The organism is Pseudomonas sp. CFSAN084952 (genome assembly GCF_009648855.1).
GTDB lineage: Bacteria > Pseudomonadota > Gammaproteobacteria > Pseudomonadales > Pseudomonadaceae > Aquipseudomonas > Aquipseudomonas paracarnis.
Genome location: NZ_CP045767.1, coordinates 231,762 through 256,390, shown reverse-complemented (window position 1 = coordinate 256,390; position 24,629 = coordinate 231,762). Strand labels below are relative to the sequence as shown.

The window sequence follows — 24,629 nt, the reverse complement described above, 5'->3', positions numbered from 1 at the left end:
CGACACTCCATACAGGGCATGGGGCCATGCTACTCCACAGGCTCTCAGTTTGGCTTTTCAAATGGCTTGTCGAAGGTGATTTTTGGATCCTTCCAGGGGCCTTGCACCTTGTATTGCACACTGGCGAAGCGCGAAACCCGGTCACCGATCAGCTTGTCGATCAAAAACAGCGCACCACCAATGGCCGGCGCACCGACAATCAGCGCCGCAATCGGCAGGTTGTTGGTCACAGGCAAGGTGACCAGCAATTTGGCGTCGACGCGATCGGCAACCAGATCCAGGGTGCCGTTAAGCTCCAGATTGGTGGAAGGCCCGGTCATGGTGATGGGCTCGCGGGTCACGAACACGCCATTACTGGCGGCCAACAAGCCCTTGACCCTGTCGTAGCTCAAGCCCTTGCCGAACAAGTCGGAAAAGTCCAAACGCAAACGCCGGCCAATGGAGTTGAAGTTAAGCAGGCCAAACACTCGCAATGCCTGGGCCCCGCCCTCCACTTCGACGAACTGACCTTTACGGAACGCGGCATCCAGGCTGCCGGAAAACCGCTTGGGCCCGACCCAGGCCGGCGAGCCCGGCCAGCGGCCATCGACGTCCAGATGAAAGTCTTCGCTGGTCACCGTAGGCGCAAAACCCCAGCCCTTGAGCACGTCGGCAATGTTGCGCCCATCGAGGCGGCCCTTGTACCAACTGCTGCTGGCGCCTGGCGCACCTTCCCAACCCCCAGCGCCCTTGAGCAGCATGCCCTTGAGGCCAAGGTCGAGGTTATTGAAGGCCAGGCCCTTGGCGGTCGGGCGGATTCTCAGCGACCAGGCCCCGATCAGGTCCGAGCCCTGGAACAGCTGGTCGACGGCAATATCCAGTGCCGGAATGCTCTTGGGGTCGATATCGGCCAGCGGGTCCGGCGCGTTTTCGTCCGCCTGCGCGGTCGGGTCTGGCGCAGGCAATTTCACATACTTGAGGTTGACCGCAATCGGCGCGCCTTTGGCGTCCGGCAGGTTCACCGCGCCCTTGGCTTGCTGGCTATCGAGTTGCAGGCCCCAGGCCGCTGGTTTGCGATCGAGCTGCAAGCTGACCTGGTCAAACTGGGTACCAAACCCGGTCAGCTTGCCCACTTTGAAGTCCGCACCGCTGAGCAGTTGCTTGGCATTGCCACCTGGATCATTGCCCGCGTAGCGATCCACAAGTTTCTTCCAGGGATCGATATCCAGTTCCGACAGCACGCCACGAATGCGCAGGCCCTTGGCACCGGGCAGCACGGCATCACCATCGCCGAGGAACAGTTCGCCGCGGCCATCATTGAACTTGTCCGGCGGCGCAGCAAAGGTGAAGTTAGCCAGCTCGCCGTAATCAAACCAGTAACGGCGTTCAGCGCCCTGCAAAGTCATGCGGAAGGTGCTGTCACGTCCCTGGCTGGCCGGCATGCCGAACGGTGCCGGCAGGTCCACCGCGACACCCTTGAGGTTGGAATTGACCATCAACTGGCTGTCCGCGCCGTCGAGGATCACTTGCAACTGGTAGGGAATATCGCCGGAGACCGGCAACGGCTGGCTGATTTTCAACCAGTCCGTAAGGCGCTTGACGGTGACCTGGCCATTGGCAGTCACCCGCGTGCTGATATTGCCCGGTTTGCCTTCGGCAAAGATCTGCGCCGTGATGGGGCGGTCGAACGCCTGGGCCGAGATCTTCTGCCCGCTCAGGCCCTTGGCGCTGTCGAAGCGAAAATCACCCTTGAGCTGGGTCAGGTCCAGCGGCGGTTCCGCCAATTGCAGGCGCGCTTTGTCGGTCTTGAAGTCCACCACGATCTTGGGCTCAGTGCCTTTGGCCAGCGGTACGTCCAGGTCCAGGCTACCTTGCAGGTCGCCCTCGCCTTTCCAGCCAGCGAACGTAGACGCCGTGCCAATCGGGGCTTCTTGAAGGATCTTGAGGCCGTCGCCCAAACCGCCGGAGAACCCGCCCGTGAGCAGCAGATGACTGTCCCCGCCCGCTGGGGCGTGGGGGATATTGACGTAGACATCCTTGACCTGGGTGTCGAGCAATTGGCCCTTGCTCGCCAGAATGCGTACGCCGCTCTCCTCGACAAACACTTCGCCATTGACCTTGTTCACGTGCGGCCAGCCCGGCTGGAAGGCGAGTTCGGCATCATGCACCTTGAAGAACAGGCTGATATTGCGCGACGCGGGCAGTGCATTGTGGCTGAGCGAACCCTGGTACTGGAAGAAGCCTTCGTCCACCGCGCCCTTGAGGATCGCCGTGCGCAACCACTCATCCAGCGCCGGGCTCAACACGGCGGGCAGGTACTTGGGGGTGAAACGGCCATCGCCATCGACCATGCCGACCCGCAGGTCCATGTAGTCTTCCTGGCTGTGGTCGAAATGCAGGCGAATCAGGAAGTCCGCCGCCACCTTGCCTTCCTCGCCCAGTACCTTGATATATGGGGCGATCAGGGTGAAGCCTTGCTTGTCCAGCTTCCAGGTCAGGCGTGCATTGGCCTGGATGTACTGCCACGGCTTGGCGAAGATCGGATACAGATGCAAGGAAAAGTCCTTGCTGTCCATGCGCAACTCGCCCTGGCCCAGGTCGCCACTGATGCTGCCGGACACATTGCGTGCGGCTGGCGCGCCAAAGTAGGCATCGAAGCCGACACGTTCCAGGTTGGCGGCAAAACTGAGTTTTCGGTCGGTGGTGTCTTGCGGTCGGAAGTCCACCAGCACATTGCGTAACAGGCCAGTGGCTTTGAGGTGTTCGACGGCCTTGGCGAAACCGTCCGGCAGCGGCGCCAAGGCGTTGAGCAGCGGGGTAATGGGGGCCAGGTCGAGACGGTCGGCCTGCAATTTCCACACCTCCTGTTCTTTGTCGGTCGCCAGGTTTTGCTGCAATTGCAGGCGCGATTCCCAGCGGGTTTCGCCAATGTTCATCGCCAGGGAATCAAACAGCACCTTGAGGCCAGTGTCACTGCGTTGCAGGTAGGCGGTCAGGGCCAGGTTTTCAAGGTGCACCGGCTTACGGTCGGCGTAGCTGCCCTTCACTTGGGGCGAATTGAGGCGTACCGCCGCGCTTTGCACCGTGCCTTTGGCCCAACTGAGCCAAAACTCACCGCCGGCCTTCAATTGCGTCAGCTTCCATTGCTGGGTCAGCCTGGCGGGAATCCACTTGGCCCAGTCGCTTTGCGGCAGGCTCAGGTAGGCATCGACCTCAGCGTCTTTCCACTGACTGGCGCGAATGCGGCTGCGCAGGCTGACCGCCAACGGTTGGCCATCGGGCAATGTCAGGCGAGCATCCAGACGCTGCTGGCTCATGCCGGTATGCAGGCTCAGGCCCACATAGGTCACGGTCACTGGCGCCTGGTCGAAGGGTTGCAGGGTCACCTGGCTGTCCAGCACCGACACGCGCTTGACCATTTGCATGCGCGTCAGCAGTTGTTGCGGGTCCAACGGCTGGTCGTCCTGCACCGGCAAGCCTTGCAGGGTCCAGCGGCCGTCCTGGTCCTCCTTGACACTCAGTTGCAAGCCACTGACTTGCAGATGGGCGATACGCACTTCACGGGCCATCAGGCTGGCCCACATATCCGGCACCACTTCCACCTGGTCCAGGCGCAAGGCACTGCTGCCCTCGCCGACCATGACGTCGTGGGCCAGCAATACCGGGGCAAACCCGCTCCAACGGCCTTCAAGACTACCGATATGCAGCGGCGTATCCAGCGCAGCCTGGGCCTTGGCCTCGACTTCGGCGCGGTATTCAGCCACCAGCGGGGTGAGTTCGCGCCCCAGGCTCACATACACCGCCGCCAATACCAGCGACAACGCACACAGGCCCAGGCCCCAACGGGTCAAAGCGGCAAAAAAGCGTATCAGACGCTCCATGTCAGGCGACCCTCAAAAAACAGTTAGCGGACCGCAGATCAAGGTCTGCCGGTCTCGAAGAAAGTGCACAGTTGGGGATCAGAGCAAGACCACGTCGTATTGTTCCTGGGAATACATGGTTTCGACCTGGAAGCGAATCGTGCGACCGATAAAACTTTCCAGTTCGGCGACGTTACCGGACTCTTCGTCCAGCAGGCGATCCACCACTTTCTGATTGGCAAGTACTCTATAACCTTCGGCCTGATAGGCGCGTGCCTCCCGCAGGATCTCGCGGAAAATCTCGTAGCAAACCGTTTCCGGGGTCTTCAGTTTGCCGCGCCCTTGGCAACTGCTGCACGGCTCGCACAGGACCTGTTCCAGGCTTTCACGCGTGCGCTTGCGAGTCATCTGCACCAGGCCCAACTCGGTGATGCCGATGATGTTGGTCTTGGCGTGATCGCGCTCCAGTTGCTTCTCAAGCGTACGCAGCACCTGGCGCTGGTGCTCTTCATCTTCCATGTCGATGAAGTCGATGATGATGATGCCGCCCAGGTTGCGCAGGCGCAGTTGGCGGGCAATAGCGGTAGCCGCCTCGAGATTGGTCTTGAAGATGGTCTCTTCAAGGTTGCGATGGCCCACGAATGCGCCGGTATTGACGTCGATGGTGGTCATGGCTTCTGCCGGGTCTACCACCAGGTAGCCGCCGGACTTGAGTGGCACCTTGCGTTCCAGGGCTTTCTGGATTTCGTCTTCGACGCCATACAGGTCGAATATCGGCCGCTCGCCGGGGTAGTGTTCCAGGCGATCGGCGATTTCTGGCATCAACTCAGCGACAAATTGCGTGGTGCGCTGGAAGGTTTCCCGCGAGTCGATGCGAATTTTCTCGATCTTCGGGCTGACCAGGTCGCGCAGCGTGCGCAGCGCCAGGCCAAGGTCTTCATAGATGACGCTGGGCGCGCCGATGGTCTTGATCTGCGCGTCGATCTGATCCCACAGGCGCCGCAGGTAGCGAATATCCATGAGGATCTCGTCAGCGCCAGCGCCTTCTGCGGCGGTGCGCAGGATAAACCCACCCGCTTCCTTGATGCCCTCGGCGGCGACGCAGTCGCTGACCACCTTCTTCAGGCGCTCGCGCTCGGCTTCATCTTCGATCTTCAGGGAAATGCCCACATGGGCAGTGCGCGGCATGTACACCAGGTAGCGCGAGGGAATCGACAACTGGGTGGTCAAGCGGGCGCCCTTGGAACCGATAGGGTCCTTGGTGACTTGCACCACCAGGCTCTGGCCCTCGTGCACCAGAGCGCTGATGCTTTCCACCGCAGGGCCCTCGCGCAGGGAAATTTCCGAGGCATGGATAAACGCTGCACGGTCCAGGCCGATGTCGACGAAGGCCGCCTGCATGCCCGGCAATACACGCACCACCTTGCCTTTGTAGATATTGCCGACGATCCCGCGCTTTTGGGTGCGTTCGACATGCACTTCTTGCAGAACACCGTTCTCTACCACCGCCACGCGCGATTCCATCGGCGTGATATTGATCAGAATCTCTTCACTCATGGCTGGGTCTCGTTCAGGCGTTTTCACAATAGTGACCGGTCGCTTAAGGCTTGGCGCTGGAATACGGCGTTCAGCACACGGTAAGGTTTTGCCAACAGGGTATGCCGAATTGCGCCAGGAGTTGCGCGGTTTCGCACACAGGCAGGCCCACCACCGCGGAATAACTGCCATTGAGCCCGGCAACGAACACCGAACCCAACCCCTGGATAGCATAGCCGCCGGCCTTGTCCTGCGGTTCACCACTGTGCCAGTAGGCGGTAGCCTCCTGAACAGAAACCTCGCGAAAACGTACACGACTGCTTACACATCGGGTTTCGCAACGCTGGCCGTCAGTCAGGGCAATGGCGGTGAGCACTTCATGTTCTCGACCGGAAAGTGCCATCAGCATCGCCAGCGCATCGGCCTGGTCAACGGGCTTGCCCAGGATCTGGCCATCCACGATCACAGCCGTATCGGCTCCCAATACACAGGCGCCCAAGGTATGGCCAAGCGCAATAAAACCCGCCGTCGCCTTGCCGCGCGCAAGGCGCTCGACATAGGCAACGGCAGGCTCGTTGGCAAGAGGGGTTTCATCAATAGCGGCGCTGACCACGGTGAAGGGCACACCGATCTGGGTCAACAGCTCACGTCGCCGCGGGGAGCCCGAGGCCAGGTAAAGCGAATTCATTGCAGCCTCTCCCTGTTGAGTTCGATAACCAGGCAGAGCCTCGCAACCATTCAATTGATTTTATAGCGCCGACGCAGCCCGCGCAGGCCAAAACTGATCCAGGGCCACAACAATGCACTGACCAGCGCCGGCAAGACCAACGCCAGCGTAGGCTGACGGTTGCCGGTCAAGGCGCTCAGCCACAGTTGCACCAACTGCGCCAGGCCGAAGATCACCAGGATCACCAGGCACTGCTGCCACATCGGGAACATGCGCAGGCGCTGTTGCAACGACAGCACCAGGAAGGTAATCAGTGTCAGGATCAACGCGTTCTGGCCCAGCAAGGTGCCATACAGCACATCTTCGGCCAACCCCAGGCACATGGCCGTGACCATGCCCACCTTGTGCGGCAGGTTCAATGACCAGAACGCCAGCAACAAGGCCAGCCAGAGCGGGCGCAGGATTTCCATGAACTGCGGCAGCGGCGAAACGCTGAGCAGCAAGCCGATGGCGAAGGTCAGCCAGACGATCCAGCCATTGCGTGAATGAGTACCCGCCATTAGTCCCCCCTCTGCGGTGTGGTGGCCGGAGCGGCGGTCGGTTTAGCTGGGCGCGCGTTATGCGCGGCAGGTTTGGCCGGCGTTGCCACAGGTGCTGCCGGTGCAGGTGACGTGGCTGGCGCGGGTGCAGGCGGACCAACAAAAGCAGGTTTTGGCACCGTGGCCGGCACGATAGGCGCGGTGCCATTCTGCTGGTCCTCCGCTTCCTGGGCCTGGGCAGCGTCGTTAGCGCGCTCTTCCGGGGTGCGGTTGTCGCTGAACACCAGCAGCAGGTAACGGCTGCGGTTCAGCGCGGCAGTCGGTACCGCCCGAACGATAGCGAACGGCTGGCCGGAATCGTGGATCACCTCTTTGACCGTCGCCACCGGATAACCCGCCGGGAAGCGCTGGCCCAGGCCAGAGCTGACCAACAGGTCGCCTTCCTTGATGTCAGCGGTGTCGGCCACATGGCGCAGTTCCAGGCGTTCCGGGTTACCGGTGCCGCTGGCAATCGCGCGCAAACCGTTACGGTTGACCTGTACCGGAATGCTATGGGTCGTGTCCGTCAGCAACAGCACCCGCGAGGTGTAGGGCATCAACTCCACCACCTGGCCCATCAGGCCACGGGCGTCGAGCACCGGCTGACCAAGCACCACACCGTCGCGCTCACCCTTGTTGATGATGATGCGGTGGGTAAAGGGGTTGGGGTCCATGCCGATCAGTTCGGCCACCTCGACCTTTTCGTTGACCAGTGCGGAAGAATTGAGCAACTCGCGCAGCCGAACGTTCTGCTCGGTGAGGGCCGCCAGCTTTTGCATGCGCCCCTGCAACAGCAGGTTTTCAGTCTTGAGTTTTTCGTTCTCGGCGACCAGTTCGGTGCGGCTGCCAAATTGGCTGGACACGCCCTGGAAGAGACGTTGCGGCAGGTCGGTGATCCAGTAGGTCTGCATCAACACCAGCGACATCTGGCTGCGCACCGGCTTGAGCAGTGCAAAGCGGGCATCGACCACCATCAGCGCGACCGAAAGCACGGTCAGCACCAATAAGCGCACACCCAATGAGGGGCCTTTGGCGAAAAGCGGTTTAATAAGCCGCTCCTCCCAGGCAAATGTTCTCTTTATTCATACGGCATCAAACCGGCCTGGATGCAGATTGAAGAAGATAAACGCCAACAGGCAGCACTGCAAAGTGCTGCCTGCCGACGAAGCATGAACCATCCAGGCAATCTTATTCGCTGGAGAGCAGGTCCATGGTGTGTTTATCCATCATTTCCAGCGCACGACCACCGCCACGGGCAACGCAGGTCAACGGGTCTTCGGCGACGATCACCGGCAGGCCGGTTTCCTGGGCCAGCAACTTGTCGAGGTCGCGCAACAAGGCGCCACCACCGGTCAGTACCAGGCCACGCTCGGCGATATCGGAAGCCAGCTCCGGCGGCGATTGCTCCAGGGCACTTTTCACCGCCTGAACGATGGTGGCCAGGGACTCTTGCAGAGCCTCCAGCACTTCATTGGAGTTCAGGGTGAAGGCACGTGGAACGCCTTCGGCCAGGTTGCGACCGCGCACATCGACTTCGCGCACTTCGCCGCCTGGGTAAGCGGTGCCGATTTCCTGCTTGATGCGCTCGGCGGTGGATTCGCCGATCAGGCTGCCGTAGTTACGACGCACATAAGTGATGATCGCTTCGTCGAAGCGGTCGCCGCCCACGCGCACGGATTCGGCATACACCACACCGTTCAGGGAAATCAGGGCGATTTCGGTAGTACCACCACCGATATCCACCACCATCGAACCGCGCGCTTCTTCCACCGGCAGGCCGGCACCGATCGCAGCCGCCATCGGCTCTTCGATCAGGAATACTTCACGGGCACCGGCGCCAAGGGCCGATTCACGGATGGCACGACGCTCCACCTGGGTGGACTTGCACGGAACGCAGATCAGCACGCGAGGGCTGGGCTGCAGGAAACTGTTTTCGTGAACTTTGTTGATGAAGTACTGCAGCATCTTTTCGCAGACGCTGAAATCGGCGATCACGCCATCCTTCATCGGACGAATGGCAGCAATATTGCCTGGTGTACGGCCGAGCATGCGCTTGGCCTCGGTGCCAACGGCAACGACACTTTTCTGATTACCATGGGTCCGAATGGCCACAACCGATGGCTCATTCAGAACGATTCCGCGCTCGCGCACGTAAATAAGGGTGTTGGCAGTGCCCAGGTCAATGGAGAGATCGCTGGAAAACATGCCACGCAGTTTCTTGAACATGGGGAAAGGACCCTAGGCAACGCGTGGGTAAAAAAGTGCGGCAAACTCTAACAACGACAGGGATTTTGGGCAAGGCGCCAATGTGCTAAATTGGCCGACTTTCTGTGCACCAACCCCCACAATCGCGGCCTTATGACCGTAGAAATGCGGTAGTGTTCCGACAATCTAACACACGGACGCCCTCCGTTCTGTTTTCCACTGGAGAATCCCATGGCGCTTGAACGCTCCGACGTGGAAAAAATCGCACATTTGGCCTCGCTTGGCCTTAATGATGCCGATCTTCCACAGACCACCGCAGCCCTGAACAGCATTCTCGGGCTGGTCGACCAAATGCAGGCCGTGAATACCGACGGCATCGAGCCCCTGGCTCACCCACTGGAAGCCAGCCAGCGCCTGCGCGCAGACGTCGTGACCGAACGCAATAATCGCGAGGCCTACCAGTCCATCGCGCCAGCGGTCGAAAACGGCCTGTACCTGGTTCCGAAAGTCATCGACTAAAGGGAAAGAGCCTTTCATGCATCACATGACTCTGGCCGAGATCGCCCGCGGTCTCGCCGACAAATCGTTTTCTTCCGAAGAGCTGACCCAGACCTTGCTGGCGCGTATCGCCGCGCTCGATCCGAAGGTCAACAGCTTCATCAGCCTCACCGAGGAGCTGGCCCTGAGCCAGGCCAAGGCCGCCGACGCCCGTCGCGCCAACGGTGAGAATGGTGCGCTGCTCGGCGCACCGATCGCCCACAAGGACCTGTTCTGCACCCAGGGCATTCGCACCAGCTGCGGCTCGAAGATGCTCGACAACTTCAAGGCGCCCTACGACGCCACTGTGGTCGCCAAGCTGGCCGCCGCCGGCGCCGTGACCCTTGGCAAGACCAACATGGACGAATTCGCCATGGGTTCGGCCAACGAGTCCAGCTACTACGGCGCGGTGAAAAACCCGTGGAACCTGGAACACGTCCCGGGTGGTTCGTCCGGTGGTTCGGCGGCGGCCGTGGCCGCGCGCTTCCTGCCGGCCGCTACCGCCACCGATACCGGCGGTTCGATCCGCCAGCCAGCCGCCTTCACCAACCTCACCGGCCTGAAGCCGACCTACGGTCGCGTTTCCCGCTGGGGCATGATCGCCTACGCCTCAAGTCTCGATCAGGGCGGCCCTCTGGCACGCACGGCTGAAGACTGCGCAATATTGTTACAAGGCATGGCAGGCTTCGATAAACAGGACTCCACCAGCATCGACGAGCCAGTGCCGGACTACAGCGCCAGCCTGAACACCTCGATCAAGGGCCTGCGCATCGGCGTGCCGAAGGAATACTTCAGCGCTGGCCTCGACCCGCGTATCGCCGAACTGGTGCAAAACAGCATCAAAGAGCTCGAAAAGCTTGGCGCCGTGATCAAGGAAATCAGCCTGCCGAACAACCAGCACGCGATTCCCGCCTACTACGTGATCGCGCCAGCAGAGGCCTCTTCCAATCTGTCGCGTTTCGACGGCGTGCGCTTCGGCTATCGCTGCGAGAACCCGAAAGACCTCACCGACCTGTACAAACGCTCCCGCGGCGAAGGCTTCGGCAGTGAAGTGCAGCGCCGGATCATGGTCGGTGCTTATGCCCTGTCCGCCGGCTACTACGACGCGTACTACCTCAAGGCGCAAAAAATCCGTCGCCTGATCAAGAACGACTTCATGGCCGCCTTTGAAGAAGTCGATGTGATCCTCGGCCCGACCGCGCCAAACCTGGCGTGGAAGATCGGCGCCAAGACCGGCGACCCGATCGCCGAGTACCTGGAAGACCTCTACACCATCACCGCCAACCTCGCGGGCTTGCCGGGCTTGTCCATGCCCGCAGGTTTCGTCGATGGCCTGCCGGTGGGCGTGCAATTGCTCGCCCCGTATTTCCAGGAAGGCCGCCTGCTCAATGTGGCGCACCAGTACCAGTTGAATACCGACTGGCACACCCGCACCCCTACCGGCTTCTGAGGAGAACACTATGCAATGGGAAGTTGTGATCGGGCTGGAGATTCATACCCAGCTCGCCACCCAATCGAAGATTTTCTCCGGTAGCGCCACCACGTTCGGCTCCGAACCCAATACCCAGGCCAGCCTGGTCGACTTGGGCATGCCCGGCGTGCTGCCGGTGCTGAACCAGGAAGCGGTGCGCATGGCCGTGATGTTCGGCTTGGCGATTGACGCCGAGATCGGCCAGCACAACGTGTTTGCGCGCAAGAACTACTTCTACCCGGACCTGCCCAAGGGCTACCAGATCAGCCAGATGGAACTGCCGATTGTCGGCAAGGGCCACCTGGACATTCCCCTGGAAGACGGCACCATCAAGCGCGTCGGCGTCACCCGTGCGCACCTGGAAGAAGACGCCGGCAAAAGCCTGCACGAAGAATTCCCGGGCGCTACCGGTATCGACCTGAACCGTGCTGGCACGCCGCTGCTGGAGATCGTGTCCGAGCCGGACATGCGCAGCGCCAAGGAAGCCGTGGCCTACGTCAAGACCATCCACGCGCTGGTGCGCTACCTGGGCATCTGCGACGGCAACATGGCCGAAGGCTCGCTGCGTTGCGACTGCAACGTGTCGATCCGCCCAAAGGGCCAGGTCGAGTTCGGCACCCGCTGCGAGATCAAGAACGTCAACTCGTTCCGCTTCATCGAGAAGGCGATCAACAGCGAAGTACGTCGCCAGATCGAGCTGATCGAAGACGGCGGCAAGGTGATCCAGCAAACGCGCCTGTACGATCCGAACAAAGACGAAACCCGCGCCATGCGCAGCAAAGAGGAAGCCAACGACTACCGTTACTTCCCCGACCCGGACCTGTTGCCGGTGGTGCTGGAGGATTCCTTCCTCAATGACATCCGCGCCACCCTGCCGGAACTGCCGCAGCAAAAACGCGAGCGCTTCCAGGAGCAGTTCGGCCTGTCGGTCTACGATGCCAGCGTCCTGGCCTCCAGCCGTGAACAAGCCAACTACTTCGAAAAAGTCGTGAGCATTGCCGGCGACGCCAAGCTGGCGGCCAACTGGGTGATGGTCGAGCTGGGCAGCCTGTTGAACAAACAAGGCCTGGAAATCGACGAAGCGCCGGTCACCGCCGAACAACTGGGTGGCATGCTGCTGCGCATCAAGGACAACACCATCTCCGGCAAAATTGCCAAGACCGTGTTCGAAGCGATGGCTGCCGGTGAAGGCAATGCCGACGAGATCATCGAGAAGCGTGGCCTCAAGCAAGTCACCGACAGCGGCGCCATCTCGGCCGTGCTCGATGAGATGCTCGCGGCCAATGCCGAGCAGGTCGAGCAATACCGTGCGGCAGACGAAGCCAAGCGCGGCAAGATGTTCGGCTTCTTTGTCGGCCAGGCGATGAAAGCCTCCAAGGGCAAAGCCAACCCGCAACAGGTGAACGAACTGCTCAAAAGCAAGCTCGAAGGCTGATTGCAGTGAAATGGTCGGAGTGGAGTTTCACCTACACCCCGACCTTTTGTGGGAGCTGGCTTGCCTGCGACTCAGGCACCTCGGTGTTTCAGTTACACCGAGCCGATGCTATCGCAGGCAAGCCAGCTCCCACATTTACATCTGGGACTTCCTGACAATGAAGCGTCTACTCGGCCTCCTGGCCCTGTCCTCCCTGCTGGCCGGTTGCGCCAGCGGCCTCATCGACCCCAACGGCTACGACGAAACCGGCACCGCGTCTTATTACGGCGCCAAGCACCATGGCAAGAAAACCGCCAGCGGTGAACCTTTCAACCAGAACGCCTTGACCGCCGCCCATCGGCGCCTGCCCTTCGGCACCCAGGTCAAGGTGACCAACCTCGACAACAACCGTTCTGTCGTGGTGCGTATCACTGATCGCGGCCCGCATACCCGTGGGCGCCTGATCGACCTTTCACGCAAGGCTGCCGAGCAGTTGCGCATGCTGCGCAGCGGTACCGCACGGGTACGCGTGCAAGCCCTGAACAACTGATCGAGGCAGCCTTGAGCATTTTCGGATTGAACGCCCTCTCACCCTGGAGCCTGCTCGAACTGGTGGGCGGCCTGATCTTGCTGATCATCGGCGCTGAAATCCTGGTACGCGCCGCGGTACGCCTGGCGGCGAGCCTCAAGGTGCGGCCACTGATCATCGGCTTGAGCATCGTCGCCTTCGGCAGCAGTGCGCCACAGATGACCGTCAGTCTTCAGGCCACGCTGGCCGGCAACACGGACATTGCCGTAGGCAGCGTCATCGGCAGCAGCATCTTCAATATCCTTGTGACCCTGGGTTTGTCCGCACTGATCATTCCGCTGCGGGTCTCGCGGCAGCTGGTGCGCGTGGATATCCCGGTGATGATCGTCGCCGGCCTGCTGGTGTTTATCCTCGCCGCCAATGAAATGCTGACGCCCTTCGATGGCGCCGTGCTGCTGGTGGCGCTGGTGGCCTACCTAGGCGTATTGCACTACCAGACACGTCATTCCCGCCGCCCGCGCACTCTGGACACCGTGGCGAAGGCGCCATGGCTGAGCAGTGTGCTGCTGATGCTCGGCGGTTTGCTGGTGCTGGTGCTCGCCGGGCATTTGTTGCTCGGCGCAGCGGTGGAGGTGGCGGGCGATCTCGGATTGTCGGAGCGCGTCATCGGCCTCACGTTGATCGGCGTCGGCACCTCGCTGCCGTGCCTTGCCACGTCGCTGATCGCCGCGTTGCGTGGCGAACGGGAGATTGCCGTAGGCAACGTGATCGGCAGCAACCTGTTCAACCTGCTCGGCGTGCTGGGTTTTACCGCACTGGTGGCGCCGACACCGCTTTCGGTATCACCCAACGCCCTGGACTTCGATTTACCGGTGATGCTCGGCGCCATCATCCTGTGCCTGCCGGTGTTCTATACCGGCTATCGGGTAACACGTATCGAAGGGCTGGTGCTGCTGGGGCTGTACCTGGCGTACGGGCTGCATGTCATGGCCTTCACCACGGGCATGCCGCTGGCCAACAAGCTTGAACAATTGATGCTGTATTACGTCCTGCCAGCGTTAGTGGTTTTGCTGTTGTTCACCTCACTGCGCGCCTGGCACCGCCAACACAAGAGGGAATCGCAATGACCGATCAGAAAAAACCCGGGGTTGAAGTACGTCGCCAGGTCATGGGCGATGCGTTCGTCGACCGCGCCCTGGGCAATGCCACGGCGTTCACCCAACCGCTGCAGGACTTCGTCAACGAGCACGCGTGGGGCAGCGTCTGGAACCGCGAGGGTTTGCCGCTCAAGACCCGCAGCCTGATCACCCTCGCCGCCCTCACCGCCCTCAAGTGCCCGCAGGAACTCAAGGGCCATGTGCGCGGTGCACTGAATAATGGCTGTACGGTGGAGGAGATCCGCGAAGCGCTGCTGCATTGCGCGGTGTATGCCGGGGTGCCGGCGGCGATTGATGCGTTTCGGGCGGCGCAGGAAGTGATTGAGGCGTATCAGGCGGATCAGCAGTGACTGCCAGATAGTTATCGCAGGCAAGCCAGCTCCCACACTTGAGTGTATTCACACATCCACATGTGGGAGCTGGCTTGTCGGGTCGCCGCATCGCTGCGATGGGGCCTCAAGCTGCCCGCCTATTTCAGATCCAACCACCCACCTGCAACACAAAAATCCCGATATTCGTGGTCACCGCCGCCATCAACGTGGTGATCACGATAATCGCGGCCGCCAGCTCATGATTACCCTGCGCCGCCCGAGCCATCACAAAGCTTGCGGCGGCGGTCGGCGCGCCGAAATACAGAAACAGAATCCCCAACTCCGGCCCTCGGAACCCCAGCAACCAAGCGCCCAACGTGGCGATCACTGGTAGCCAGATCATCTTCATCAGGCTCGCGCTCAATGCCATGTTGCCGCTCTTGCGCAGCGCGGCCATGGACAAGGTGCCACCGATGCAAATCAACGCCAGCGGCAACGTGGTATCGGACAGGTACTGCAAGGATTTCTCAAGCCAGCCGGGCACGCCGATCTGGAAGTACGCGAACGGCGTGGCGACGATCACGCTGATAATCAGCGGGTTGGCCAATACACTTTTGAAGATGCTCCACGGGTCGGACTTGATCACTGGGCTATAGACCGCCAGCACAATGGTCGACAGCGTGTTGTAAAAGAGGATCACCAGCGCGGCGAGGATCGCGCCCAGCGATATACCGTAGTCGCCGTACATACTGGCCGCCAGCGCCAGGCCGATGACCCCGTTATTGCCACGAAACGCGCCTTGGGCGTAGATGCCTCGGTCTTCGCGCTTGCAACGAAAGATTGCCCAGCCCCAGGCCATGGCAAAGCTCACCAGGGTGGCGACGCAAAAGTAGATCAGCAACCCCGGCTTGAGCGCCGAGTGCAGGTCGGCATGCAGAATGCCAAGGAACAGCAGCGCCGGCATGGCGACGTTGAACACCAGGGACGATGCGGTGTGGATAAAGTTGTCATTGATCCAGTTGATGCGCTTTAGAAACACGCCCAGGAACAGCATGGCAAACACCGGCGCGGTGATGGTGAGGGTGGTGAGGAAGATTGCCAGCATGCCGGGGAGAACCTTGGTGGGCGTCGTTAGTTGGCTAATGATAAGCCAGTCCGAGCGGGTTCGTGTGGGCAACGCCATTCAAATGTGGGAGCTGGCTTGCCTGCGATGGCGATATGTCAGCCGATGCACTCATAATTGATGCACCGCTATCGCAGGCAAGCCAGCTCCCACAGGTTAGCGCCTGGTTTCAGGTAATCGGCGCCGGGTTGAACAGCGTGATGTCGTTATGCAGCTTATGCCGCTCTGCCCAGGTCTGCTTCTTGCCGCTGGCCACATCCAGATAGAAGTGGAACAGCTCCCAACCCAGCTCCTCGATACTCGCCCGCCCCGTGGCAATGCGCCCGGCGTCGATATCGATCAGGTCCGGCCAACGCTGGGCCAGTTCGGTGCGGGTGGAGACCTTCACCACCGGCGCCATCGCCAGCCCATACGGCGTGCCGCGCCCGGTGGTGAACACGTGCAGGTTCATCCCCGCCGCCAGTTGCAAGGTGCCGCAGACAAAATCACTGGCCGGTGTGGCGCAAAAGATCAGGCCCTTTTCCTTGAAGCGCTCACCAGGGCCAAGCACGCCGTTGATGGCACTGCTGCCGGATTTGACGATGGAGCCCAACGACTTTTCGACAATATTCGACAGCCCGCCCTTCTTGTTACCCGGCGTGGTATTGGCGCTGCGGTCTGCCTCGCCCTTGGCCAGGTAACGGTCGTACCAGTCCATTTCCCTGACCAGCTCGCGGGCAACGTCCGGGTTCTTCGCGCGTGAGGTCAGCAGGTAAATCGCATCGCGCACTTCAGTCACTTCGGAAAACATCACCGTCGCGCCGGCACGCAGTAACAGATCCGAGGCATACCCCAGCGCCGGGTTGGCGGTGATGCCGGAAAACGCATCGCTGCCGCCGCACTGCATGCCCAGGATCAACTCGGAGGCCGGCACGGTTTCGCGGCGACGCTGGTTGAGTTTTTTCAAGCGCACGTCGGCCAGGGCCATGATCTGCTCGATCATTTCAGTAAAGCCGTGGCTGGAATCCTGCAAGCGATACAGCCATGGCTCGCTCAGGTCCACGGAGCTGTCGTTATCGTGCATCACCTGCCCTGCCTGAAGCTTTTCGCAGCCCAGGCTGATCACCAAGGCCTCGCCGCCCAGGTTGGGGTTGCGCGCCAGGTTGCGCACGGTGCGGATGGGGATATAGGCATCCGTCGCCGTAATCGCCACGCCGCAGCCGTAGCTGTGGGTCAGCGCCACCACATCATCGACATGCGGGTACTGGGGCAGCAACTCGTCCTTGATGCGCTTGACCGCATGGTCCAGCACGCCGGTAACGCATTGCACGGTGGTGGTAATGCCGAGGATATTGCGCGTGCCCACGGTGCCGTCTGCATTGCGATAGCCCTCGAAGGTAAACCCCTCCAGGGGCGCCTGGGTTTCAGGCACCTCGGTGGACAGCGGCAAGCTGTCCAGCGGCGGTGCGGTGGGCATGCGCAACTGGTCCTCCTGCACCCAACTGCCGCGCGGAATCGGCGCCAGGGCATAACCGATGGTCTGGCCGTAGCGAATAATCTGGCCGCCCTCGGGGATGTCTTCCAGGGTCACCTTGTGGCTCTGCGGGATGAAATCCACGGTGACGAGGCCGTCGGGAAACTCGGTACCGGCGGGTACCCCTTGATCGTTCACCACGATCACCACATTGTCGCGCTCGTGCAAACGTATCGAGCGCGGCGAGTCGGCATGTTCAATCAACTGCATCACACGAACCTCAGGAATGCGCTTGGGAAAGGTTGGTCAACTCCGGGCCTTTGGTGGGCGGCTCCTTGAGCACCACGCGCTTGATCGGGCCGACAATCACCAGGTAGCTGAATACCGCCACCAGCGCGTTGGCGCCGACGAACACCAGCGCCCATTTGAACGAGCCGGTGGTGCTGATGATGTAGCCAATCACAATCGGCGTGGTGATCGACGCCAGGTTACCGAAGGTGTTGAACAAGCCGCCACTGAGCCCGGCGATTTGTTTCGGCGAGGTGTCGGACACCACCGCCCAACCCAATGCGCCAACGCCTTTGCCGAAGAAGGCCAAGGCCATGAAGCCCACCACCATCCATTCGATGTCCACGTAATTGCACGCCACGATGCTGCTGGAAATCAGCAGGCCACCGATGATCGGCGCCTTGCGTGCGAAGGTCAGCGAATGGCCTTTGCGCAGCAGGTAGTCGGAAATCACCCCGCCGAGCACCCCGCCGATAAAGCCGCAGATCGCCGGTAACGAGGCAATGAAGCCGGCTTTGAGGATGGTCATGCCACGCTCCTGCACCAGGTACACCGGAAACCAGGTCAGGAAGAAGTAGGTGATACCGTTGATGCAATACTGGCCCAGGTAGACGCCAAGCATCATGCGGTTGGTCAGAAGCTGGCGGATGTAATCCCACTTGGGCCCGTCGGTTTTCTTACCCTTGCCCTTGTCCTGATCCATATCGACCATCGCGCCATTGGCGGCGATGTGATTGAACTCGGCCTCGTTGATCATCGGATGCTGGCGCGGGCTGTGGATAACTTTCAGCCAGATCAGCGAGAAAACAATGCCGATCACGCCCATCACGATAAACACGTGCTGCCAGCCAAAGCGATAGACGATCCAGCCCATCAACGGCGCGAACAACACCGTGGCGAAATACTGGGCCGAGTTGAAGATCGCCGACGCAGTGCCGCGTTCCGCCGTAGGAAACCACGCCGCAACAATACGGGCATTTCCCGGAAACGACGGCGCCTCGGCCAAGCCCACCATAAAGCGCAGCATGAACAGCGCGACCACCGCAGTGGAGACGCCAAACTCACCGACATAGCCTTGCAGCACGGTGAACAGCGACCAGGTGAAGATGCTCAGGGCATAGACTTTTTTCGAGCCGAAACGGTCGAGCAGCCAGCCACCGGGAATTTGCCCGGCCACGTAGGCCCAACCGAATGCAGAGAAGATATAACCGAGGGTGACCGCGTCGATGCCGAGGTCTTTTTGCAGGCTGGAGCCGGCGATAGCGATGGTGGCCCGGTCGGCGTAGTTGATCGTGGTCACCAGGAACAGCATGAGCAGGATCAAATAGCGGACATGGGTCGGCTTGGTCGCTTGCATGTAGAAGTACTCCCACTAATTATTTTTTTTGCGGGTAATCATTTTTTTTGCCGTGGAAACCGCACTATGTGGGAGCCGGGCTTGCCCGCGATGCAGGCACCTCGGTGTGTCAGCGAGACCGAGGTGAGGCTATCGCAGGCAAGCCAGCTCCCACCTGGAGCCGGTGCCACGGGGTGCTGCGTGTTACGAACCGATGTAGCTGGTTTTCACCACGGTGTAGAACTCTTGCGCATAGCGACCTTGCTCACGCGAACCGTAGGATGAGCCCTTACGGCCACCAAATGGAACGTGGTAGTCCACCCCCGCCGTCGGCAGGTTGACCATCACCATTCCAGCCTGGGAGTGGCGCTTGAAGTGGTTGGCATATTTGAGCGAGGTGGTGGCGATGCCGGCCGACAAGCCGAACTCGGTGTCATTGGCCATGGCCAGCGCCGCCTCGTAGTCCGCCACGCGCACCACGTTGGCCACCGGGCCGAAGATCTCTTCACGGCTGATGCGCATCGCCGCTTCACTATCGGCAAACAGTGTGGGCGCCAGGTAATAGCCTTCGGTGTCGCAGGTGACCAGGCCGCCACCGCTCACCAGCCGGGCGCCTTCGCTCTGGCCGATGTCGATGTATTTCATGTCCTGATCCAACTGGGCCTGGGACACCACCGGGCCAATGTCGGTACCACTATGCAAAGCGTGGCCGACCTTGATCGACTTCATGCGCTCGGCCATGGCGGCGACAAACTGGTCGTGGATCCCCGCGGTGACAATCAAGCGGCTCGAGGCGGTGCAACGCTGGCCGGTGGAGTAGAACGCACTCTGTACCGACAGCTCGACAGCCTGCTTGAGGTCGGCATCGTCGAGAATGATCTGCGGGTTCTTGCCGCCCATTTCCAACTGCACCTTGGCCTGGCGCGATACACAGCTGACGGCGATCTGACGCCCAACACCCACAGACCCGGTGAAACTGATGCCATCGACTTTCGGGCTGTTGACCAGCACGTCGCCGACCACACGGCCACTGCCCATCACCAGGTTGAACACACCGGCAGGGAAGCCGGCGCGGGAGATGATTTCGGCCAAGGCCCAGGCACAGCCCGGCACCAGTTCGGCAGGCTTGATCACCACGCAGTTGCCGTAGGCCAGGGCCGGAGCGATTTTCCACGCGGGGATGGCGATCGGGAAATTCCACGGGGTGATCAGGCCCACCACACCGAGGGCTTCGCGGGTCACTTCAACGTTGACGCCCGGGCGCACCGAAGGCACGTAATCGCCCGACAGGCGCAGGCACTCACCGGCGAAGAATTTGAAAATATTGCCGGCGCGGGTCACTTCACCAATGGCTTCGGGGAGGGTCTTGCCCTCTTCGCGGGCCAGCAGGGTGCCGAGTTCTTCACGACGGGCGAGAATCTCGCTGCCGACTTTATCCAGCGCATCGTGACGCGCCTGGATACCGGAGGTGGACCACGCCGGGAACGCGGCGCGGGCAGCGTCGATGGCCGCGTTGACTTGGGCCACGTCGGCTTTGGCATATTCGCCAATGGCGTCGGACACATCCGAGGGGTTGATGTTGGTGCAGTAGTCGGCGCCGGTTACCCATTGGCCATTGATGTAGTTCTCAAAACGCTTTGCTTGGGACACGAATCTTCTCCTGACGCAAAAGGCCGCTGATTGCTCAGCGGCCTTGTGGATAATTTATTGCGCGCCTTGCTTGTCGATCAGCGCGGCGAGGGCTTCGTACTCTTCCGGCAGCAGGTCGGTCAGTGGCGTGCGCACGGGGCCGGCGTCATAACCGACGATTTTCGCACCGGCCTTGACGATGCTCACCGCGTAACCGGCCTTGCGATTACGGATATCCAGGTACGGCAGGAAGAAGTCGTCGATGATCTTGCCGACGGTGGCGTGATCTTCGCGGGCAATGGCGTGATAGAAATCCATCGCCGTCTTGGGGATGAAGTTGAACACCGCCGAGGAGTACACCGGCACGCCCAGGGCCTTGTAGGCTGCGGCGTAAACCTCTGCGGTCGGCAAGCCACCGAGGTAGCTGAAACGGTCGCCCAGGCGACGGCGGATCGACACCATCAATTCGATATCGCCCAGGCCATCCTTGTAGCCGATCAGGTTCGGGCAGCGCTCGGCCAGGCGCTCCAACAGCGGTGAGGTCAGGCGGCAGACATTGCGGTTGTACACCACCACGCCGATCTTGACCGACTTGCACACCGCTTCAACGTGGGCGGCAACCCCGTCCTGGCTGGCTTCGGTGAGGTAGTGCGGCAGCAGCAGCAACCCTTTGGCGCCGAGGCGTTCGGCCTCTTGGGCGTACTCGATGGCTTGGCGGGTAGCACCGCCCACACCGGCCAGGATCGGCACGCTGGACGCGCAGGTATCCACGGCGGTTTTCACCACCTGGGAATATTCGCTGGCCGCCAGGGAGAAAAACTCACCTGTGCCACCCGCGGCGAACAAGGCGCTGGCGCCATAAGGGGCCAGCCATTCCAGGCGCTTGATGTAACCCGCCTGGTGGAAATCACCCTGGGCGTTGAAATCGGTCACCGGGAAAGACAGCAGACCGTGGGAGAGGATGGACTTCAGTTCTTGTGGATTCATTATTCGAACACCCTGGGCGAAGACCTTCTAACGAAAGGTTGTTGTTGGTTTTGATGATGTCGTACGTCATCGTACAACTATAAATAAATTCGTCAACTGCAATTCATCCGGCGTACTCCTGCGAAGGCTTAAGACGCGGCTCTTGACGTAGGAAATTTCTCACCTATGATCCATATAACTGTATATGTATACAGTTATAACGGAAGATTCCTACGACATAGCAAGGAGCTAACATGTCAGGTCTTGAACTCGCAGCACCCGAAAAAAACCCGCCAACCCTGCGCTTCGAAGGCGGTGAACACACCGCCATCGGCGATGACACCCTGCTTCGCTTCAGCAAGGACGCCCCGGCCATCCCTGCGCGCCAAGTCGAACTGCACCTGCCCAACGGGCTCGCGCTGACCTATGGTCAAGTAATCGCCCTGGGCGGCGACTTCTATGGCATCCCCGGCCAACCGATCAGCGATGGCAACTCCCCGTCCGAGCGCGTGCAACGCTTCACCGCCGCTTTCAACTCTCTCGCCGTGTTGCCCGCTTCACGGCAAGAAGCGCAGAAGATCCTGGCGGTGATGCAAAAGGAGATCAACGCCGTCAACCAGGCGATCAAGGACGGCAAACAGCCGCACGAAGCCTACGACGCCCTGGGTGATACGTTGTCCGAGGAGTGGAACCGCATCACCGGCGGCGGCAGCGCTGTTTCGGCCCTCGTGCCACTGGGCCGCTACTTGAAACTGGCAGCCGACAACGCCGACCACTTCGGTGAGTGGGCCTTGTCGGCCTACATGGCCGGCCATACGGCAGCACTGCAACAGGCAGTGGTGGCCCATCAGACCGGCACCGACCAGGCCCTGGAATTGGCTTACGCCATGAACAGCTTTGCCGATCACTTTTTGACCGATCTGTTTTCCGCCGGCCACCTGCGGGTACCGCGCAAACAACTGGCGGCAGTGGTGACGCCAGGAGAACTCGGCTCGCTGATCAGCCGCTTCATGCACGATGAAGACAGTAAATTCGGGCTCAAGGTGCGCAATGCCATGGGCGCTCAGTGGCATGCCTACGGCGACAAGCGCTACTTCGACAGCATTGACGCCGACAATCGCGTGCAGGTCAAACGGGCGGTACAGGCCTCGGCAGATGAAATCTTCGAAACCTTCATCAGCGGCATCGCGCCCTCCCCGGCTGAGTTCAAGGCACCGCTGTATGTGCCCGACCTGAACGCCGCGCAGAACCCGGCGAATAACTTCTCGCCGCTGTTCAAGATGGAGGGGGACAAGGTGCTGCGGCGCAAGGACGTCAACGATTTGAACGACAAGCACTGGACCAATGATTGGTGGGGATGGAGTACGTACTTGTTGCTTAAGGACTACAAGCCAAACCAACCCGCCAACTAACGGCTGGCATGATCGTTCCCACGCTCTGCGTGGGAATACAGCCTATGACGCTCCGCGTCACCCTGCGAGGGCTTGAGAAATTCACGCGCATCGGGACGCGGAGCGTCCATAGAGGCGTTACCACGCAGAGCGTGGGAACGATCAGCCCCGCTGCGCCTCTGCCTCTTCATGGGCATGGCGCAGTCGCTCGCGACTGTTGGTCAAATGCAAGCGCATCGCCGCCCGTGCCGCATCCGAATCCTGGCGGGCAATCGCCTCATAGATTTCTTCGTGTTCGCGGCTCAAGCGGCTCATGTAGTGCTGTTGGTCATCATGGGCCAGGCGCGCCGAATTCAGGCGGGTACGCGGAATGATGCTGGTGCCCAGGTGGGTCATGATGTCGGTGAAGTAGCGGTTGCCGGTAGACAGCGCAATTTCCAGGTGGAAGGCAAAGTCCGACGCCACCGCATCGCCGGCGTGGGCCGCACTTTCATTCAAGGCATCGAGGGCCGCACGCATGGCCGCCAGTTGCTCATCGCTGCGACGCAGCGCCGCGAGGCCCGCAGACTCCACTTCCAGGCTGATACGCAACTCCAGAATCGCCAGCACATCACGCAAGGTCACCACCGTGGCCGGGTCTATGCGAAAACCGCTGGGGCTTGGCGTGTCCAGCACGAAGGTGCCGATACCATGGCGAGTCTCGACCTGCCCCGCCGCCTGCAGGCGCGAGATGGCTTCACGCACCACCGTCCGGCTGACGCCATGGGCGTCCATGATCGCCGACTCGGTGGGCAACTTGTCGCCGCGTTTGAGCTGGCCATCGCGGATCTGCTCGGACAACACCGTGACCAATTCCTGGGCAAGGCTGCGGCGCTTGCGGGGAAGACGTGGGGCGGCGCTGGCGTTTTCCATGATGAACCATCTTTCTCGACGAACTAAAGACCGCATCATAGCCCATGGTGGTTGTACGATCACCGTTCTGGCGCGACTTTCATCCATATCCTTCACGCAAAAAAAATGCCCCGATAGACGTCGGGGCATTTTTCAGATGGGTCTGTAAGCGAAATCCGCCTACTTCACCACTTTCAAGCTTGGCCGACCGCTAGGGCGCGGCGGCTCGGTATCCGGTGGCGGTACATCATCACCGTCTTCGCCTTCGATCGTTTCGTCATCCTCTAAAGGCGACTCCAGATCGAACACCATGCCCTGGCCATTTTCCCGGGCGTAGATCCCGAGGATGGCGCCGATGGGCACGAACAGCGTATGGGGCACACCGCCGAAACGCCCTTCGAAGCTCACCGCTTCGTTGTCCATGTGCAGGTGGCGCACGGCACTGGGCGATACGTTCAGCACAATTTGCCCGTCACTGGCAAAACCCTGGGGTACCTGAACCGCAGGAAATTCGGAATTGACCAGCATGTGCGGGGTGCAATCGTTGTCCACAATCCACTCATAGAGCGCGCGGACCAGGTAAGGTCGACTGGAGTTCATCAACGGCTCCTTAAGCCTTAGCGCATATCGCGTTCGGCACCAGACAGACTCGCCTGGAAAGCCTCACGCGCAAACTGGCGCTCCATGTAATCAAGCAACGGCTTGGCCGGCCGTGGCAGTTCAATGCCCAGAATCGGCAAGCGCCAGAGTATGGGTAATAGGCAGCAATCCACCAAGCTTTGTTCCTCACTGAGGAAAAAAGGTTTATCGGCGAACAACGGCGAAACGCCGGTGAGGCTCTCGCGCAATTCCTTGCGCGCCTGCACACGAGCGGCTTCTTTGGAACGCGAATCCAGGATCACATCCACCAACCCGCACCAGTCACGCTGGATCCGATGGATCAGCAGGCGGCTGTTGGCACGCGCCACCGGGTACACCGGCAGCAAAGGCGGATGAGGGTAACGCTCATCCAAGTATTCCATCACCACGGTCGACTCCCACAACGCCAGGTCACGATCGACCAGGGTGGGCAAGCTGCCGTAAGGGTTCACTTCGATCAGCTTCGGCGGCTGACGGCCCGCCTCCACACTGATGATCTCGGCGCTGACACCCTTCTCTGCGAGCACGATGCGTACTCGGTGGGAATAGTGGTCGGCGGGGTCGGAGTAACAGGCCAACCGGTTGGTCACGCCCATGGCGGTCCTCCTCGCTTGTTGAAATTATCGAAAGCTCAAAAACGAGCGCGCCCAGAAAGCATCCCTGTAACGA

Annotated in this window: 21 protein-coding genes; 7 read left to right on the top strand and 14 right to left on the bottom strand. The window is 60.8% G+C overall.

Annotation, left to right across the window (positions count from 1 at the left end):
* Positions 1-44: 44 nt before the first annotated feature.
* From GH769_RS01185 to mreB, 6 genes are all read right to left on the bottom strand, one after another.
* Positions 45-3,860 carry a YhdP family protein gene (locus GH769_RS01185; RefSeq protein ID WP_032903374.1) on the bottom strand — a complete coding sequence of 1,272 codons (3,816 nt, stop codon included), beginning with the start codon at positions 3,858-3,860 and terminating at the stop codon, positions 45-47.
* 78 nt (positions 3,861-3,938) lie between these two features.
* Positions 3,939-5,396 carry a ribonuclease G gene (rng, locus tag GH769_RS01180; protein ID WP_003188562.1) on the bottom strand — a complete coding sequence of 486 codons (1,458 nt, stop codon included), beginning with the start codon at positions 5,394-5,396 and terminating at the stop codon, positions 3,939-3,941.
* 70 nt (positions 5,397-5,466) lie between these two features.
* The gene (locus tag GH769_RS01175; protein ID WP_019816960.1) at positions 5,467-6,063 is read right to left on the bottom strand and encodes a nucleoside triphosphate pyrophosphatase; all 597 of its coding nucleotides are present in this window, start codon (positions 6,061-6,063) and stop codon (positions 5,467-5,469) included.
* Between the two features lie 50 nt (positions 6,064-6,113).
* Positions 6,114-6,602 (bottom strand): rod shape-determining protein MreD, encoded by a 489-nt coding sequence (gene mreD / locus GH769_RS01170; RefSeq protein ID WP_003188558.1) that lies wholly within the window; start codon positions 6,600-6,602, stop codon positions 6,114-6,116.
* A complete protein-coding gene (gene mreC / locus GH769_RS01165) occupies positions 6,602-7,669 on the bottom strand; it encodes a rod shape-determining protein MreC (RefSeq protein WP_073451631.1) in 1,068 nt (355 codons plus the stop codon). Before mreC ends, mreD begins: the two co-directional genes overlap by 1 nt.
* Positions 7,670-7,808: 139 nt before the next feature.
* The gene (gene mreB, locus GH769_RS01160) at positions 7,809-8,846 is read right to left on the bottom strand and encodes a rod shape-determining protein MreB (protein ID WP_002555108.1); all 1,038 of its coding nucleotides are present in this window, start codon (positions 8,844-8,846) and stop codon (positions 7,809-7,811) included.
* A 210-nt stretch (positions 8,847-9,056) separates the two neighbouring features.
* Between mreB and gatC the strand changes: the two genes are divergently transcribed.
* The 6 genes from gatC (at position 9,057) to GH769_RS01130 (ending at position 14,283) form a co-directional block, all read left to right on the top strand.
* Entirely contained in the window at positions 9,057-9,344 is a 288-nt protein-coding gene (gatC, locus tag GH769_RS01155) for an Asp-tRNA(Asn)/Glu-tRNA(Gln) amidotransferase subunit GatC (RefSeq protein ID WP_003188556.1), read from the top strand.
* Between the two features lie 16 nt (positions 9,345-9,360).
* A complete protein-coding gene (gene gatA, locus GH769_RS01150; RefSeq protein ID WP_014716920.1) occupies positions 9,361-10,812 on the top strand; it encodes an Asp-tRNA(Asn)/Glu-tRNA(Gln) amidotransferase subunit GatA in 1,452 nt (483 codons plus the stop codon).
* A gap of 10 nt (positions 10,813-10,822) precedes the next feature.
* Complete coding sequence (gene gatB, locus GH769_RS01145; RefSeq protein WP_005784800.1) at positions 10,823-12,268, top strand: Asp-tRNA(Asn)/Glu-tRNA(Gln) amidotransferase subunit GatB; 1,446 nt, start codon at positions 10,823-10,825, stop codon at positions 12,266-12,268.
* Between the two features lie 157 nt (positions 12,269-12,425).
* Entirely contained in the window at positions 12,426-12,797 is a 372-nt protein-coding gene (locus GH769_RS01140) for a septal ring lytic transglycosylase RlpA family protein (RefSeq protein ID WP_014716919.1), read from the top strand.
* Positions 12,798-12,823: 26 nt separating this feature from the next.
* Entirely contained in the window at positions 12,824-13,903 is a 1,080-nt protein-coding gene (locus GH769_RS01135; protein WP_014716918.1) for a calcium/sodium antiporter, read from the top strand.
* Entirely contained in the window at positions 13,900-14,283 is a 384-nt protein-coding gene (locus GH769_RS01130) for a carboxymuconolactone decarboxylase family protein (RefSeq protein WP_014716917.1), read from the top strand. The genes GH769_RS01135 and GH769_RS01130 overlap by 4 nt, the downstream gene beginning before the upstream one ends.
* Before the next feature lie 124 nt (positions 14,284-14,407).
* On the opposite strand, the gene GH769_RS01125 is transcribed toward GH769_RS01130, so the two are convergent.
* The 5 genes from GH769_RS01125 to kdgD all read right to left on the bottom strand — a co-directional run bounded on the left by GH769_RS01125 (position 14,408) and on the right by kdgD (position 21,060).
* The gene (locus GH769_RS01125; RefSeq protein ID WP_032903375.1) at positions 14,408-15,349 is read right to left on the bottom strand and encodes an AEC family transporter; all 942 of its coding nucleotides are present in this window, start codon (positions 15,347-15,349) and stop codon (positions 14,408-14,410) included.
* Positions 15,350-15,536: 187 nt separating this feature from the next.
* Positions 15,537-17,090, bottom strand: coding sequence for a galactarate dehydratase (gene garD / locus GH769_RS01120; protein ID WP_032903376.1), 1,554 nt, complete (start codon positions 17,088-17,090; stop codon positions 15,537-15,539).
* A gap of 10 nt (positions 17,091-17,100) precedes the next feature.
* Positions 17,101-18,465: an MFS transporter gene (locus GH769_RS01115; protein WP_014716915.1), complete on the bottom strand. Its 1,365-nt coding sequence runs from the start codon at positions 18,463-18,465 to the stop codon at positions 17,101-17,103.
* A gap of 183 nt (positions 18,466-18,648) precedes the next feature.
* The gene (locus GH769_RS01110) at positions 18,649-20,094 is read right to left on the bottom strand and encodes an aldehyde dehydrogenase family protein (RefSeq protein ID WP_014716914.1); all 1,446 of its coding nucleotides are present in this window, start codon (positions 20,092-20,094) and stop codon (positions 18,649-18,651) included.
* A 54-nt stretch (positions 20,095-20,148) separates the two neighbouring features.
* A complete protein-coding gene (gene kdgD / locus GH769_RS01105) occupies positions 20,149-21,060 on the bottom strand; it encodes a 5-dehydro-4-deoxyglucarate dehydratase (protein WP_153649472.1) in 912 nt (303 codons plus the stop codon).
* A gap of 233 nt (positions 21,061-21,293) precedes the next feature.
* Between kdgD and GH769_RS01100 the strand changes: the two genes are divergently transcribed.
* Entirely contained in the window at positions 21,294-22,451 is a 1,158-nt protein-coding gene (locus tag GH769_RS01100; protein ID WP_014716913.1) for a hypothetical protein, read from the top strand.
* Positions 22,452-22,592: 141 nt separating this feature from the next.
* Here GH769_RS01100 and GH769_RS01095 read toward each other — a convergent pair whose 3' ends face one another.
* From GH769_RS01095 to GH769_RS01085, 3 genes are all read right to left on the bottom strand, one after another.
* Complete coding sequence (locus GH769_RS01095) at positions 22,593-23,342, bottom strand: FadR/GntR family transcriptional regulator (protein WP_003188534.1); 750 nt, start codon at positions 23,340-23,342, stop codon at positions 22,593-22,595.
* A 159-nt stretch (positions 23,343-23,501) separates the two neighbouring features.
* Positions 23,502-23,921 (bottom strand): ClpXP protease specificity-enhancing factor, encoded by a 420-nt coding sequence (locus tag GH769_RS01090; protein WP_014716912.1) that lies wholly within the window; start codon positions 23,919-23,921, stop codon positions 23,502-23,504.
* Between the two features lie 17 nt (positions 23,922-23,938).
* On the bottom strand, positions 23,939-24,556 hold the full coding sequence (locus GH769_RS01085) for a glutathione S-transferase N-terminal domain-containing protein (RefSeq protein WP_003188529.1): 618 nt from the start codon (positions 24,554-24,556) through the stop codon (positions 23,939-23,941).
* Positions 24,557-24,629: the final 73 nt, after the last annotated feature.